Origin of the sequence: Paraburkholderia ultramafica, from assembly GCF_902859915.1 — a bacterium.
GTDB lineage: Bacteria > Pseudomonadota > Gammaproteobacteria > Burkholderiales > Burkholderiaceae > Paraburkholderia > Paraburkholderia ultramafica.
In genome coordinates this window covers 13,661-27,557 of record NZ_CADIKK010000007.1, presented here as the reverse complement: position 1 = coordinate 27,557, position 13,897 = coordinate 13,661, and the positions used below count along the sequence as shown (strand labels likewise).

Genomic DNA, 13,897 nt, shown 5'->3' with positions numbered 1-13,897 from the left:
ATCAATTCATCGCACCGGGGATCGGCGTGGTCAGATAAGGAAAGGCACCGTCGAACACGCTGTCGTCGATTGCTGCGCCATCCGTCAGCGGAGCCGCACCGGCTGGAGCGTCGGACGGCGAGCAGCCGAAGATCGCAGGATTGTTGAATGTACACAGCACGCCGATCACCACCCTAAGTTCGGCCGTGACAACGTCGTCCCCGGGCCGCCGCCCGTTCGGAAAGCCCGCGTTGTCGCCGGCCAGGACACCCAGATTATTCTGACTGCCTTTGGGTGTGGGCGGAATGGACGTATTCAGACGCAACATTTCGGATGGCGTAACCGTTGCTAGCTGATTGACGCCCTGAAATCCTGTCAGGAACGTGAAAACCAGATCGAGACGCGGGAAGTTGGTAGGTGCTTTGACCCCGGGGAAAAGGCTTTCGATCAGCGCCGGAAGCGTCGGATTCGTCACATACTCCGCAAACTGCCCATCGTTCGTCGGCTTCGAATTGTTGAATCTGTCCTTGTCCTTCAAGCCGATCACGAGTTCGTTGACGAGTGGCATCCCGAGCCGGGAAACTTGCGTCCAGCCCCCCTTTGATTTTTCCGGCGTGTCCTTACCGCTACCTGGATTTAAAGCAAGCAGCCTCTCCTGGCGAATGCTCGACGTCGTCCAGCCACCGATGACCCGGTTGCCGCGCTCGCCAATCAGACAATGGGTCGGCACCTCGAGTGCGATCGAGGTGATGTTCTTGTCGGCCAGATCGTTCGGGTTACCGTTTGTGGGACCCAGAGGATTGAGGTTGAGCAAGTCGAACGTCTTGCCGAGCGCCACCGCAAACGACTCCTTTCGCTGGCCCACAAAAACGCGACCTGGAGCTCTGCACCCGGGAATGTTGATCGTGTAAACATATTGCCGCGCGTAGCTGGCATAACCACTTACGCTGCCAAACGTCTTGGTCCCGATAAAGTCCGTTGGTTTGGTAAACGTCGTAATACCGCCTGGGCCCGTGACCACTTCCTCAGAATCTTCGTGAAAGGCACCACGCGATACTTTAAGCGTGTACGTTTCATTGACGTTTAGCTTCGATGAATCGCCTGCTGAAACCAGACCCGCTTGCACGAGAGGAATTGCCACCTGCTTGCCGCCGACGTTCAGCGCGACATTGTTCACTGTATTGGTGAAGCGAAATTGAAACGTCAGGTGTGATCTACCATCGCCGACATTGTCGATGTGAATTTCGTACAACGCATCAGGGTCGAGTGCAAAGTAATTCGGGCCGCCGTAGGCGTCCTCCAAAGGCGAGTAGTTGGCGATCAGCGTCACATAGCCGCGTCGGTTCGGCTCGTAGCTGTTGAACATGTAGAAGTCGGTGCCATCCACCTTTGGCATCGTCGTAATCAGCGGCGCCTCACGATGGCTCGATGCGTAAGCACCGCTCACGACGGCGCACAACAGAATTGCTGCGGCGAGCAGCTGCATCGACGCGAAGTAGACCCGCCGATGTTTAAATTTCGAAGAAAACATGGCAGCTCCTCAAAGATACGACGCAGCAACACCAGCTCCCCGCAGCGGGGACACTGTCAATATAGGAAAGATTCACTGTGGCGATGTGGATTTCGCTTAGGTACAAACCCCGCACGCGCAATGGCGCGGAGTGTTTAGCGAACGGTATAAAGCTTAAGTAAAAGATCACTTATTGCAAGAGCATGTCATTCATATCTACGCATTGATTCCAAGGATAACGGGATAGTTCCGAGTGGCTCCGCCGATACCTGGCGCGCGTTGGCCCGCCCAACCTCATGCGTTGCCGGCTATTGCCATCATGCTGGCGCCATGAGAACCTCGCGGTGAGGTGCCGTCGGAGTGGTCATCACGCTCACCGCCGCCGCATGGAGTCTGACGCATGCCGTCAGGCCAAATCGTCGTGACAGAACCAGCGCCCGGAGTTAGCTTCAAATCCTCCGTCTGGAACACCGGCGGTCTCAACGATGCGCTGGACCTCAACTATGAATGAATGGCGGGTAGACATCTGGGACCGGGCGTTGATGGTTTGACGGGTCGATCGACCGCTTCACGCCCTGAGATGGTTAGTCAAGGTTTTTCAGAGGGAAGTTGGTTTCCAGCATGCCGGTCCGTAAGGAACAAGACAGGCCACTACCGTAGCCATTCACTGGCTGCCTCTACAGTCTTGTCGAGCTCGACTGAAGGGCAACGGTCTGAGCAACCTGGCACTGGTGAAAGCCACGAACGCGCCCAGACTACCGTTCCTGTCAGGCTCACACGGCACCAACTGGATTCTCGCGGGATGACGTCGCCTGTCCCGAGATGGAGTTATTTCGCTGCTAGCACTTCTGGGTTCGGCTCTGTCGCGGTAAGCGTATTGGCATAGCCAGATGCAACATGGTCAGGACTATTTATTTTACTAACGAGTAAAATTGCTCAGCAGGCGTCTGGTTGATGGCGCTGCTTTTCATTTGCCCTTTCACGATCATGTGCATAGTCTCGATGCCGCCGAGAATGATGCGGGCGCAACGAAAGTTCTTGGAGCCCATCATCGGCCTGGTGCGGCGTTTGATGGCCCGGTGGTCCTGCTCCACAATATTGTTCAGATACTTGTTCTGACGAATCTTGATCGGTTTCTCACGTTCAGCGTTGAGCGCCAGCAGCGCGGCCAGATTCGACCCACTTTTATCTATCGTCACGGTCTCCGGCTCGCCATTCTGGCCGATTGCCTTTTCGAAGTAGCGTCGGGCCGCCGTCTTGTCGCGATGGGCCCGCAGCAGGAAATCCACCGTGTTGCCTGCCTTGTCCACAGCACGGTACAGATACCGCCATTCACCCTTGACCCTGATATAGGTTTCGTCCATCCTCCAGCTCTTGCCGACTGCCCGTTTGCACCGCCGGAACGCTTTTTCCAAGGCAGGCAACAGCTTGAGCGCCCATCGGTGAACGGTTCAATGATCGACCGCAATCCCGCGCTCAAGCATCATTTGATAACTTCCATTGTGTGTCTCCGTGTCTGCTATGCCGCCTGGCGCATCAGCGAACCATCGCGCGTGATGAGCGTCGCTGACCCGCACGCCGCTCGGGAAGATGATGCTCGCGACCCGCGACAATCCCGAGCGGGTCGAGTTCATCGGATTCAGCCCCGCCCTCATCCGCGGCATGGCCTCGGCGCTATCCGCAGGCTTTGCAGGTATCGCCGGCGCCCTCTATGCGCTCGGCTTTCAAGTCGTCACGATGGATTCGCTCGCCCTGTCGCAAAGCACGGCTGGGCTGCTTCACGCATTCATCGGCGGCTATGCTTCATTCTTCGGTCCCGTGGTAGGGGCGGCGCTTATTACCGTGGCGTCGGTATCTCTTGCGTCGCTCACACACGCCTGGCCGCTGTACCTCGGTGTCTGCTTTGTCCTCGTTGTCATGTTCATGCGCAAAGGGCTCATTCATGCCCCGGACAGCCTGGCGCAGTATGCCAGGTCGTATTACGCAAAGCATGGCGCCCGGATGTTGGCCGCGCATGTCCTCCTGCTTTGCTCGAGCGGACTCCTGAGCGCCGCCGGCTTTGTGGCAATCATCGAGATGATCGGTGCGCTTTCCGAAAACATGGGCACGCCCGTGACGCTGTTCAAGGCATTCAGTCTTCAGATCGTCGCCGATCCACACTGTTCTGCGCATTGGATCGCGGCGGTCTTCATCCTCCTGTGTGGCTTCTCCGGAATGCGAGTTGCCCGGCGCAGGCCCTCCCTCCGGCCATAGCGCTCTCGAGACGATATGAACTTAACGATTTCATAGATATATTAAGCATACCTACGTTATAAAAACGATTAAATCTGGAGATCTTCATGAGACGTAGTTCGGTTTTCGCGCTTGGGCTTTGCATCGGTTCGACTGGGATAGGCGTCGTGCACGCTCAGTCCTCGGTGACACTCTACGGCGTCGTCGACAGCGGCATTCTGTACAAGACGCACTCCGGGAGCGGCGGCAGTTCGTGGCGGGTCGTTTCAGGGGGCGAGTACACGAGCCGCTTCGGCTTTACCGGGTCCGAGGATCTTGGAGGAGGATGGCAGGCGACGTTCTCGTTGGAAATCGGCTTTCGCGTCAACAACGGAACGTTCATCAACGGCGGGCTGGCGAGCTCCGCCTCGACCGTCCTGTTCGATCGTGGCGCAACCGTCGGCCTTAAAAGCCAGCAGTTCGGCGCATTGCTCCTCGGGAAAAACCAGTCGCCGCTGCTCAAGACGCTTGCCGACCTGGACGTCACCGGCTATTCGAATTTCGGTTCGTTGAACAACCTCCTCTACCAGAACCTCACCGGCTACTCAGGATGGCAATACTCATGGGTCGACAACTCGGTCGAGTATCAGATTCCCGACGTCTACGGCCTACATGGGTCGGCCATGTACAGCTTCGGCGGAACTGCCGGCGATTTCCAGGCCAAGCGCGCCCTGTCAGCCGGGTTGACATGGCGCGTCGGCGACCTGCTTGTCGGTGGCGCGTACTTCTCCGGCAACGATCCGACTGGCGTGACGAACGAAAAGGTCGCGCAATCCTATACGGTCGGCGCAAACTATAAGCTTGCGCAGTTCCGCTTCGCTCTCAACTTCGCCAATTTCAAGGATGACGCCAAGGGAACGAGCGTCAACTTTTATACCGGCGAAGTCAGCTACCATCTCAGCCCGGCCCTGGAATTTTCGGCGGTCTGCATCCGCCTGGACGATCGAACCAGAGGCTCGATGAGTGGAACCCTCTACAGGATTGGTTCCGACTATTCTTTGTCGAAGCGGACCGTGCTATATGCCGACGTTGGCTATGTGAAGAACAACTCGCTCGGCACGCTTGGTATCCAGAATTCGATGCCCGTTGGCGTCGTGGGCAAGAATCAGTTCGGAATGATCCTCGGGATGCGCCACATGTTCTAGACCAAAAGCTAGTAAAAAAGCGAAAATTCCTTGCCCGCATTGGCTTTGACGAGGTTTGTTCGGTGCTCTGTCTACCCTCGTGTATACCAACCGCCATTTAAAACGCAAAAGGCCCGCGCGGATAGCTCCGGCGGGCCTTTCCAACTTTATCGACCAGCGCTATCGACAGTCGCCCAGCGATGCCCAACCTTCGGCCAGAATCGCGCCGATGGCGATCAATGAGAAAAGAGTGGCCGCGAGGACATAGACAGGCCATGCGGCCATAGGTGGCCGGTTGGGTCTGCGCACATCGGTCATCATGCTGCGTGAGGTTTCGGCCGCGCAGCGTCGCACCGTTGATCGATGTTGGCGCGTACAACCGGATTGGCGAGCAACTGGTGAGCATCAAGCACGCCGTAGCGCGAACGAAGCGCCTTTTCGACTGCCTGCCAGTCGGCGTACTTTCCGCTGTCGGCAAGGCTGTACGCTGCGCGTCGTACGGCCTCGCGCCGCCCCGCTCCCAACACATCCCGGTTCGTCATGGTTTACCTCTGACGTAAGGGTGTCGCTTACATCATAGGTCGCATGGCGAGGCGTGCCGGTACGTTATCAATTGCTACCAATCGCGCCCCCGTCACCCTGGTGGTGTGTGGGCGACCGATCAGGCAGCGCGAGGCGGCCCAGGGTGAAGCATGCGCCTTACCGGTACTCGTCAATCTCGATGGTGCCGCCCATTGCTTCGATCATCGCGCGAATGTCGTCAGGCACATCGGGCACGCGGTCGCCGGTCTCGTTTACCCAATAGCACCACAGCGCCACCTTTGCCCCTTGCGCCTGCGTCAGCTCGCGCAAATCGGCGCGCGGCAAACCAAGGCGGCCAGTGAGGTATTTCAGGTGCGGGCCAAGGTGGTTGCTGTGCACCGCTGCTTTGCTCTCGACGGCCCACAGGCCGAGTTTGCCGAGGCGTGGGCTCGGCTTGCCTGAGGGGAGTCGGAAGGACTGCCCTTTGGTGATTTCGCGATCAGGCTGCATATCGAAGTAGGCGGACCAAAACTCCGGAGAAACGGACTCACCGGAAATGATGAACGTCGCATGTGCGAGCGCATGAGTAGTGCTAGTGGGTTTCTCGTCAGGGCGCATAGTCGTGAATGTTGTCGTCTAGCATTTGACCGTTAAACTCGATGCTGCCGTCATCGTGAAAAATCACATTGTCGGCGGGGCCTAGCCCGTTAGCCGGCTTGAACACGTGGAGCATGTCGCTAAACGTGTTCTGATCGTATCCAAGCATTTTGGCCGCAAAGCGCGGATTGTTGGTGCTGGCCGCCAGCTCGTCAACGTCGCCGCTCACCGCGTCCGGTGTGTACTCGAACGGCTGCGCATCGCCAAGCAACGTCGACGCGTCTGCAGCATCATCGAAAGCGCCGCCGATGGTTGCTATCGAGGCGCGGGCTGCGATCAGCTTTGCTTGCTGTGTGGCCGGATCATAGGAGCCCGATAGTACGGGTTCACCAGGCGGGTAGAGAATGCTTCTGGCAAACGCCCGCATCTGCTCGCGTGTTTCACCGTCGTCGTACGCAACGAATGCCGACCCGATGGACGCCAATAGCCCAGTATTGCCAGCGCCGCCTGAACGCGGCTTCTCGGCAACCAGCACCACGCTTTCGCCGCGAATCATGGATTGCAGCGTTTGAACAACCTCGAGGTCGGTTCCCCGTTGGGATAGGCGACTGTGCCAGTGGAAGTTGTCACCGAGGAATGTCCGCACGCGCTGGACGAGCCCAGCATCACGGGCCCAGACATCAGCGTACGCGCGTTACGCAAATTTTTTACCTTCGTCGACTGCTTGTTTTTGTTCAGCGGTTAGAAAGATGCGCCCGCCTTCGTACGTATCCTTGCTGTACATCATCCACCGGTGCCACGAATCCGTTTTAAGCTCCGTACCGCTCATTGATTGACCCCGTCATTTGTGACGGGGTAAACCTAGCAGATCATCGTGGGCATATGTTATTGGGATATGGTCGTCATGCTTTGGGTGGCTCGAGCGTCATTTCGGGGCGACGCACCGCGCCGTATTCAGACCTCGAAACGACAACCGGCCCTAACGGGCCGGCTGCGCTGCTCATCTGGCGCGTCCAGATACGCGAGTGCTCAAGCTCAAATCATCGCGCCGTGACGTGACTCAACCCTACGTTGCCAACAATGCGTGGGGCGCCGCTCGTGTCGACACCAGACTGACTGACCGTTAGCCCCTGATCGGTGGCCACTCGTACATCGATGCCGATCTTGCCCTTCGCATCCATCTGCACCGGGACCGGCCCATTGAGGCGCAGCGCGACAGGCATAACCGACGGCGCCGCTGTTTCGGCGCGCCAGCGACCGCTGGGGCCAACCGTTTCCGCAGCACCACGGGCCGGCATTGTCTGCGCCGTGCCCCCCGTCGCAATCTGATGCACCGCTGCGCTTATGCGCGTGCGCGCACGCGGGCGCACGCGGGCGCACGCGGGGCGTCAGAATTCGACTGCGGCCTTGCGGACGTGACCGCTACGCCTTGCTGGGCTTGGTTCTCAACTCCGCAATCGCCTTTGCGGAGTTGATTTGACTGCGGACTTGACGGCTGCGGAGTTGAATTCGAGCTGAGATCGCCTTGATCGTTGCCGAACTGGAGGTAATGGACCGTAGCCGGCTTTACGTCAGTAGCGGCTGGCTTCACTTCGTCCGGATGGTTTGCACCGTGGGTATCCCAAATCCAGCCCCACGCATTTCCTTGTCTTACTGCCCGGATTTTTGCGCCAGACTTCACCTCGGCTGATTTCGCTGCTTCCACAAGCCGCCAACTCACTCGCTCTGCCTGCGCGGCCGCTTTCATCTCCTTTGTGCTCATGAAGGGCCGCAGCCATTCGTAGATCATGGAGCGCGCGCGGTCGAATTTCGACGCCTGTTCCGCCGCATCCTCCTGGCTGTCTTCATCCGCTTCGATCTCGCGCAAAATCTCCTGTGCAGAAGCATTCAGCGGTTCGCCCCATACAATGCGGCTCGAAGTCAGGTCGCCCGAATCGATCACATCGACGGAATATTCGAAGCCGCCAACGTCGCCAGTGATGTTCGCCTTGCTTTTTGCGAACACCCGTCGCCCCCTCGTTTCGTCCTTACCGGCAATCAGGATCACACGCGCCGAAGCACCGAACGCCTGCGAGCCGATGAGGCGGTCGTTTGTGGCTGCGCCCTTGGATCCCTTGGAAAAGTGCGTGATGCCCAGCAGCGCGCAGCTGTGCGCGGCTGCGAGATCGAGCAACGGCTGGAGTGAGGTCCGCACGTCGCCGGCCTTGTGGCTGTCACCTCAGACAGCGCTGATTATCGGATCGACAATCAGCAGTCTCGCGCCGCCACATGAGACCGTCGCAGCCAGCGCAATGGCGATCGTCGTCTTGCCGCATCCAGCCGGACCCGCGAACGCTGTAAATTTCCCGGCGGGCAGGTATCCCGGCCACAGCCAGTAAATCGGCTCGGGCACGATGTCACATGCTCGTGTCAGCACGACAGACGGGCCAGAGCGCTTGCGGGGCGCCGTAGGGGCCTGCGCTGCGTCGGGTAAGGGCGTGGCCTCCGGCACGTCGCCGGGGGGCGTAGCGGCCTCTATGCACGCGCGCATGGCATCCAGCCCGTCGAGCGCAGCTAGGTCGTTAAAGTCCGTAGCGCCGTCCGGGCGGCCTGAGCCAAAGCCGGGTATTGCCAGTAGCCCGCCGACAGCGTGCGCGGCTTCTCTGGCCTTCGTCAGCCCTGGATTGCCAGCCGTTTCACCGCCTTCGACCACTGACGTTTCCGTCATGGTTTGCTCACCGTCAACCCCTGACATTTCTGTCAGTTATCCTGAATCTTTGACCACTGGCAAATTTGATAGGGGTCCGACTTCGTAAATCTTCATGTTGCGATGCAGCTTGCCCGTTGCACGAATGAACCCGCGCTGTTCAAGCCATGCCAACGCAGCGCGCACGGTGCGCTTATCGTGCGACGTATGGTCGGCAAGAAAGGCGACGCTCGCGAAAAGCGGCACGCCTTCGCTTTTCCATGCGAGAGCGACCAGAACAGCGCGAGCCTGCGGGTCCGGGATTTCCTCACGATGCAGACACATCGCCCATTTCATCAATGGCCCGCTCACGATGCCGCCCCGTTCCGTTTGCCCCGCATCCTGCGCGCCGCGCGGATAGTCGGCGCGGACAACGAATACTCGGCAATCGCGCGGGCACGGCCCGGCGTGCGAACCGGCGTCGAGACAATCGACCAGCCGAGTGTTTGAAGCTCAAAAACATAGGCGGCCAAGCGCCAGCCGCGCTCCGGACCAAATGACGGCTGCGTCAGGCGTTCGCCGCGCAGCAGACGCGACAAAACCTCAGCCGCGAACGTGCCCGTGCTCGGCCAAGTCGCGCACAACGGCGGCGGCGGCAGAAGTTCGAGTTGTTCTGGCATGGCCGCCTCACACCGATTCCGGCTCAGGTTGAGGCGTAGGTTGGCTTTCGGAATGCCAGCCAGTCGGATTTTCAAGCCAGCGTTGCACATCGCGCACGCGCCAGGCGACGGCATGGACGCCAATTTTGACGGGCTCGGGGAACTCGCCAAGCCTCATTTTTTTTGTAAAGGCCGGGAACGCTGAGGCCCGTCACTTTTTGCACTTCACGACGGCGCATAAGCGCCAGACCATCGCACCAGCCCTGTTCCATCACATTCTCCCGCGCTCTATGGAGAGCTACAGGACAAGTCTGGATTCAATCAGCGAGTGAGGAAAAGACAGGAAGTCCGACTTCGTGTCATTGACGTTTGCGGCTCAGGATGGTTGCGAGTGGCACGGCGTAATAGCGGTCGGCGAGCGCGCGCAATCGCGCGGTGTCACGGGTTTCAAGCTTGGCGTAGTGGTCGTCGCCGAACACCGTCTGGTAGCGTTGCAGCGTGCGCGGCTCTTTACCGCACAACGCGCCTAGCTCTATCAGCGCGCGTTGCTGCGTCCAGCCCTGCCGTCTGAGGATAATGAGCGCGGCAACGGTCGCGGCCTGCACGCGCAGTTTTTCGTCGTCGGACGCTTCAGGGCGATGTGAGGGATTGCTGGCGGCGAGATTCAGCGCTTGCAGCCGTTCGCGGTCGTTCGTTGCGCGCGCAAGCGCTTCGTCGCAGGACTCGGCATACCGGCGCAACGGTCCGACGCGGGGCCGCCAGTGATGATTTGAGAAAACATGCGGCGCAGCAGCCAAACGCCCTCGTCTGCATCGCCGTCGCGGGCGCGCGCCGCCGCTCCCGCGTCGTCAAGCGCGGCGTCGTCGGGCCATTCGTTATCGTTGTCACCCATACGTTCTCCACAGAGAGAACCGCAGTGCATCGGCGTCGGACCGGACGGCGAGTTGAAACTTTTCCGGACCGAAACCGGACCGAACGCGCCGGAAATGAAAAAGGGCTTACGACGTAGCGCCGTAAGCCCTTGATTTCTTTGGTCGGGGCGAGAGGATTTGAACCTCCGACCACCTGCACCCCATGCAGGTACGCTACCAGGCTGCGCTACGCCCCGAACAGCACAAAATTATAACAGACACTTCATTCGATTAGAACCGCTCCGTGCGAACAAAGCGAACTAATGATTCAACAAATCGATCACGTGCAGCAATTCCTTGCGTAACTGCTCGACGTCCACCGCGGCGGTAGTAGCAGCAGACTCCTGCACGGCTTCTGCGCCCTCACCTTCCTCGCCCGGTCCAGCCGGCGCACCATGCACGCCGCCGCCATGCGAATCGAGCCGGTTGCGGGCGCCATTGATCGTGAACCCCTGCTCATACAGCAACTCACGAATCCGCCGGATCAACAGCACCTCATGATGCTGGTAGTACCGGCGATTGCCGCGCCGCTTGACCGGCCTCAACTGCGTGAACTCCTGCTCCCAGTAACGCAACACATGCGGCTTCACACCGCATAGTTCGCTGACCTCACCAATCGTGAAGTAGCGCTTCGCCGGAATCGGAGGCAAGACGACTTTTTCGATCGTCGCTGTCATCGTCAGTTAGCCGTCGTAGTGGGTTGCGCAGGAACGCGCCAGTCGATCAGCGCTCGAAGCTCGCTTCAGCGCCGTTCTCAACCAGCGCTTTCAGCTTTTGACTTGCATGGAACGTCACAACCCGACGCGCAGCGATTGGAATCGCCTCGCCGGTCTTCGGGTTTCTGCCGGGACGCTGGGGCTTGTCACGCAACTGAAAGTTGCCGAACCCCGACAGCTTCACGCTGTCGCCACTCTCCAGCGCATCGCGGATCACCTCGAAGAACGCTTCGACCATGTCTTTCGCTTCCCGCTTGTTGAGCCCGACATTGTCGAACAGCAACTCGGCAAGTTCCGCCTTGGTGAGCGTCGGCGTTTCAGCGGAAACGACGGCGGGTGATGTCGGAATATCGCGAATCATGGCGCTGCGTTGCGCCGTAAGAAGGGCTTCGAAATCACTCGAGTTCATTTCATTCATATCTATCAAATGGCGCGCCAGGCAAAAAACAAAGGATGCGGAAACTGCCGTGCAATTGTTAAATGCCGGTTATCCGCGCAACCGTGCGCCATATACTCGAGCCAGACGTTCCACCAGAGTTTGAATGGCCAGATCGACCGTTTCATCCTGAAGGGTTCCGCCAGTATCTTGCAAGGTCACACGGAACGCAAGGCTTTTCTCATGAGCGGCCAGACCACCGGAAGTGTTTGATTTTGGACGGAATTCGTCAAAAAGTGCAACCTTCTGAACGCTCTTGCAGGCCGCTTCGGACTGGGCCTTCTGGAGCTCGTCCAGCAGTGCCTGGACCTCGATTTTCTGATCGACGACCACTGCGATATCGCGACGCACCGGCGGGAATTTAGATACTTCCGCCGGAGTCGGCAATACGCACTGCATTAATGCTTCCGCCTCGATTTCAAACAGACTCGGCGCATGCGGCAAATCATATTTCTGCATCCAGCGCGGATGCAGTTCGCCAATCCAGCCCACTGCGCGGCCATTCACTTCGACACGCGCGCTACGTCCCGGATGCAGCGCCGGATGTTCCGCCTTCACGAAACGCGCCACCGCCGGCGCCAGCACGGCTTCCAGATCGCCCTTCATGTCGAAGTAGTCGACCGTGCGCGTCGGTGCGCCCCACTGCTCGTCGAGCGCGGGACCATACGCGAGCGCGCCGATCATCCTCGGCTGCGCGAAACCTTCGACCGTCAGCTCGCCGGCCTTGATCGACGGATCGTGCAGGAACACGCGGCCGGCTTCGAACACGCGCACGCGGTCTGCCGCGCGGCGATTCAGATTCGTACGCAACACGTTGATCAGGCTGCCGAACAGCGTGGTGCGCATCACCGACAACTGGCTCGCAATCGGATTGAGCAGGCGCACCGGCTTGTCGTTGCCGGCGAAGTCCTGCTCCCACTCGGCGTCGACGAAACTGAAGTTCACCGTTTCCGCGTAATCGCGCGCGGCGAGCGCGTGACGGATCACGTGGATCGAGCGCTGCGTCTCGTTGGTCGCGCGCATTTCGCTGGTCGCGACAGGCGGATGCGCCGGGATCTTCTCGAAGCCGTAGATGCGCGCGACTTCTTCGATCAGGTCTTCTTCGATTTCAATATCGAAGCGATACGACGGCGGCATCACCGCGAACGTGTCGCCATCACGCTCGAACGTGAGACCGAGGCGTGTGAAGATTTGTGCAATTTCGTCCGCGTCGATCTTGATGCCGATGATGCGCTTGGCACGCGACACACGCATCTTCACGGGCTCGCGCTTCGGCACGTTGACGATCTGATCGTCGACTGGACCTGCCTCGCCGCCACAAATATCGAGGATCAGTTGCGTGATACGTTCGATATGGTCGACGGTGGTCGCATAGTCGACGCCGCGCTCGAAGCGATGGCCGGCATCGGTCGAGAAGTTGTACTTGCGCGAGCGGCCACGAATGCTATCGGGCCACCAGAACGCGGCTTCGAGATAGATGTGAGTGGTGTCGAGCGTGACGGCCGTGCTGTCGCCGCCCATGATGCCCGCGAGACTTTCGATGTGCTGCTCGTCGGCGATCACGCCAACGGTTTCATCGACCTCGACGGTGTTGCCGTTCAGCAGCTTGAGCGTTTCGCCCTTGCGGCCCCAACGCACGTCCATGCCGCCGTGGATCTTGTCGAGATCGAACACGTGCGACGGACGGCCCAGTTCGAGCATCACATAGTTCGAGATGTCGACGAGCGCGGAGATGCTGCGCTGGCCCGAACGCTCGAGCCGCTCGACCATCCACTGCGGCGACTTCGCGCGCGCGTTCACGCCGCGGATCACGCGGCCCGAGAAGCGGCCGCACAGGTCCGGTGCCGAGATTTTGACCGGCAGCGTTTCGTTGAGCTTGACATCGACCGGCCTGATTTGCAGCGGGCGCAACGGCGCGCCGGTGATCGCCGAGGTCTCGCGCGCCACGCCGAACACCGACAGGCAGTCCGCCTTGTTCGGCGTCAGCTTGATTTCGAAAACGGTGTCGTCGAGGTTGAGCGTCTCGCGGATGTCCTGGCCGATCGGCGTAGCTTCCGGCAGGATCATCAGGCCGCTATGATCTTCCGAGAGCTTCAGCTCGCGTGCGGAGCACAGCATGCCCTGGCTTTCCACGCCGCGCAGCTTCGAGAGCTTGATCGCGAACGGCGCGCCGCCCTCTTCGGCCGGCGGCAGTTGCGCGCCTACCAGCGCGACCGGCACCTTGATGCCCGGCGCCACGTTCGGCGCACCGCACACGATGGTCAGCGTCGCGCCCGTGCCGGCGTCGACCTGACACACGTTGAGCTTGTCCGCGTCCGGGTGCTTGACGACTTCCAGCACCTGGCCGACGACGATCTTCGAGGTCGGCGGCGCGGCCGGCCGCAGGTCTTCGACTTCAAGACCGGCCATCGTCAACGCGTGCGACAGTTCGTCGGTCGTCAGTTGCGGATCGACAAAGGTTCTCAGCCAGGATTCCGGGAATTGCATGGTTCTGTGTACGTTCTGAT

Annotated in this window: 16 protein-coding genes, 1 tRNA gene and 1 pseudogene; 2 read left to right on the top strand and 16 right to left on the bottom strand. The window is 59.7% G+C overall.

Annotation, left to right across the window (positions count from 1 at the left end; genetic code table 11):
- Nucleotide 1 precedes the first annotated feature (1 nt).
- Both HV744_RS09385 and HV744_RS09380 read right to left on the bottom strand, forming a co-directional pair.
- Nucleotides 2-1,510, bottom strand: coding sequence for a DUF4331 domain-containing protein (locus HV744_RS09385; RefSeq protein ID WP_343056422.1), 1,509 nt, complete (start codon nucleotides 1,508-1,510; stop codon nucleotides 2-4).
- 890 nt (nucleotides 1,511-2,400) lie between these two features.
- Nucleotides 2,401-3,102: pseudogene (locus HV744_RS09380) on the bottom strand (IS6 family transposase).
- Here HV744_RS09380 and HV744_RS09375 point away from each other — a divergent pair.
- Nucleotides 3,056-3,742, top strand: coding sequence for a branched-chain amino acid ABC transporter permease (locus HV744_RS09375; RefSeq protein ID WP_281363634.1), 687 nt, complete (start codon nucleotides 3,056-3,058; stop codon nucleotides 3,740-3,742). The pseudogene HV744_RS09380 and the gene HV744_RS09375 sit on opposite strands and share 47 nt — an antisense overlap.
- 86 nt (nucleotides 3,743-3,828) lie before the next feature.
- Complete coding sequence (locus tag HV744_RS09370) at nucleotides 3,829-4,905, top strand: porin (RefSeq protein ID WP_175149240.1); 1,077 nt, start codon at nucleotides 3,829-3,831, stop codon at nucleotides 4,903-4,905.
- Nucleotides 4,906-5,201: 296 nt separating this feature from the next.
- Here HV744_RS09370 and HV744_RS09365 read toward each other — a convergent pair whose 3' ends face one another.
- From HV744_RS09365 to pheT, 14 genes are all read right to left on the bottom strand, one after another.
- The gene (locus HV744_RS09365) at nucleotides 5,202-5,426 is read right to left on the bottom strand and encodes a hypothetical protein (RefSeq protein ID WP_175149239.1); all 225 of its coding nucleotides are present in this window, start codon (nucleotides 5,424-5,426) and stop codon (nucleotides 5,202-5,204) included.
- 157 nt (nucleotides 5,427-5,583) lie between these two features.
- Nucleotides 5,584-6,024 carry a DUF4279 domain-containing protein gene (locus HV744_RS09360; protein WP_175149238.1) on the bottom strand — a complete coding sequence of 147 codons (441 nt, stop codon included), beginning with the start codon at nucleotides 6,022-6,024 and terminating at the stop codon, nucleotides 5,584-5,586.
- Nucleotides 6,014-6,559: a hypothetical protein gene (locus HV744_RS37205; RefSeq protein ID WP_246278988.1), complete on the bottom strand. Its 546-nt coding sequence runs from the start codon at nucleotides 6,557-6,559 to the stop codon at nucleotides 6,014-6,016. The genes HV744_RS09360 and HV744_RS37205 overlap by 11 nt, the downstream gene beginning before the upstream one ends.
- A gap of 786 nt (nucleotides 6,560-7,345) precedes the next feature.
- On the bottom strand, nucleotides 7,346-8,197 hold the full coding sequence (locus HV744_RS38425) for an AAA family ATPase (protein WP_425497681.1): 852 nt from the start codon (nucleotides 8,195-8,197) through the stop codon (nucleotides 7,346-7,348).
- Nucleotides 8,198-8,221: 24 nt separating this feature from the next.
- Entirely contained in the window at nucleotides 8,222-8,710 is a 489-nt protein-coding gene (locus HV744_RS38420; protein ID WP_425497680.1) for an AAA family ATPase, read from the bottom strand.
- 36 nt (nucleotides 8,711-8,746) lie between these two features.
- Nucleotides 8,747-9,040, bottom strand: coding sequence for a helix-turn-helix domain-containing protein (locus HV744_RS09345; RefSeq protein WP_175149237.1), 294 nt, complete (start codon nucleotides 9,038-9,040; stop codon nucleotides 8,747-8,749).
- The gene (locus tag HV744_RS09340; protein ID WP_175149236.1) at nucleotides 9,037-9,348 is read right to left on the bottom strand and encodes a hypothetical protein; all 312 of its coding nucleotides are present in this window, start codon (nucleotides 9,346-9,348) and stop codon (nucleotides 9,037-9,039) included. The genes HV744_RS09345 and HV744_RS09340 overlap by 4 nt, the downstream gene beginning before the upstream one ends.
- Nucleotides 9,349-9,355: 7 nt before the next feature.
- Nucleotides 9,356-9,505: a helix-turn-helix transcriptional regulator gene (locus tag HV744_RS38415; RefSeq protein ID WP_175149235.1), complete on the bottom strand. Its 150-nt coding sequence runs from the start codon at nucleotides 9,503-9,505 to the stop codon at nucleotides 9,356-9,358.
- Nucleotides 9,506-9,686: 181 nt separating this feature from the next.
- Nucleotides 9,687-9,932 (bottom strand): hypothetical protein, encoded by a 246-nt coding sequence (locus HV744_RS09330; protein ID WP_175149234.1) that lies wholly within the window; start codon nucleotides 9,930-9,932, stop codon nucleotides 9,687-9,689.
- A 59-nt stretch (nucleotides 9,933-9,991) separates the two neighbouring features.
- Nucleotides 9,992-10,219, bottom strand: a complete 228-nt coding sequence (locus HV744_RS09325; protein ID WP_175149233.1) for a hypothetical protein — start codon at nucleotides 10,217-10,219, stop codon at nucleotides 9,992-9,994.
- Between the two features lie 139 nt (nucleotides 10,220-10,358).
- A tRNA-Pro gene (locus HV744_RS09320) sits at nucleotides 10,359-10,435 on the bottom strand.
- A 63-nt stretch (nucleotides 10,436-10,498) separates the two neighbouring features.
- Nucleotides 10,499-10,915, bottom strand: a complete 417-nt coding sequence (locus tag HV744_RS09315; protein WP_175149232.1) for a MerR family transcriptional regulator — start codon at nucleotides 10,913-10,915, stop codon at nucleotides 10,499-10,501.
- Nucleotides 10,916-10,961: 46 nt separating this feature from the next.
- The gene (locus tag HV744_RS09310; RefSeq protein WP_175149231.1) at nucleotides 10,962-11,372 is read right to left on the bottom strand and encodes an integration host factor subunit alpha; all 411 of its coding nucleotides are present in this window, start codon (nucleotides 11,370-11,372) and stop codon (nucleotides 10,962-10,964) included.
- A gap of 69 nt (nucleotides 11,373-11,441) precedes the next feature.
- Entirely contained in the window at nucleotides 11,442-13,877 is a 2,436-nt protein-coding gene (gene pheT, locus HV744_RS09305) for a phenylalanine--tRNA ligase subunit beta (RefSeq protein ID WP_175149230.1), read from the bottom strand.
- Nucleotides 13,878-13,897 lie beyond the last annotated feature (20 nt).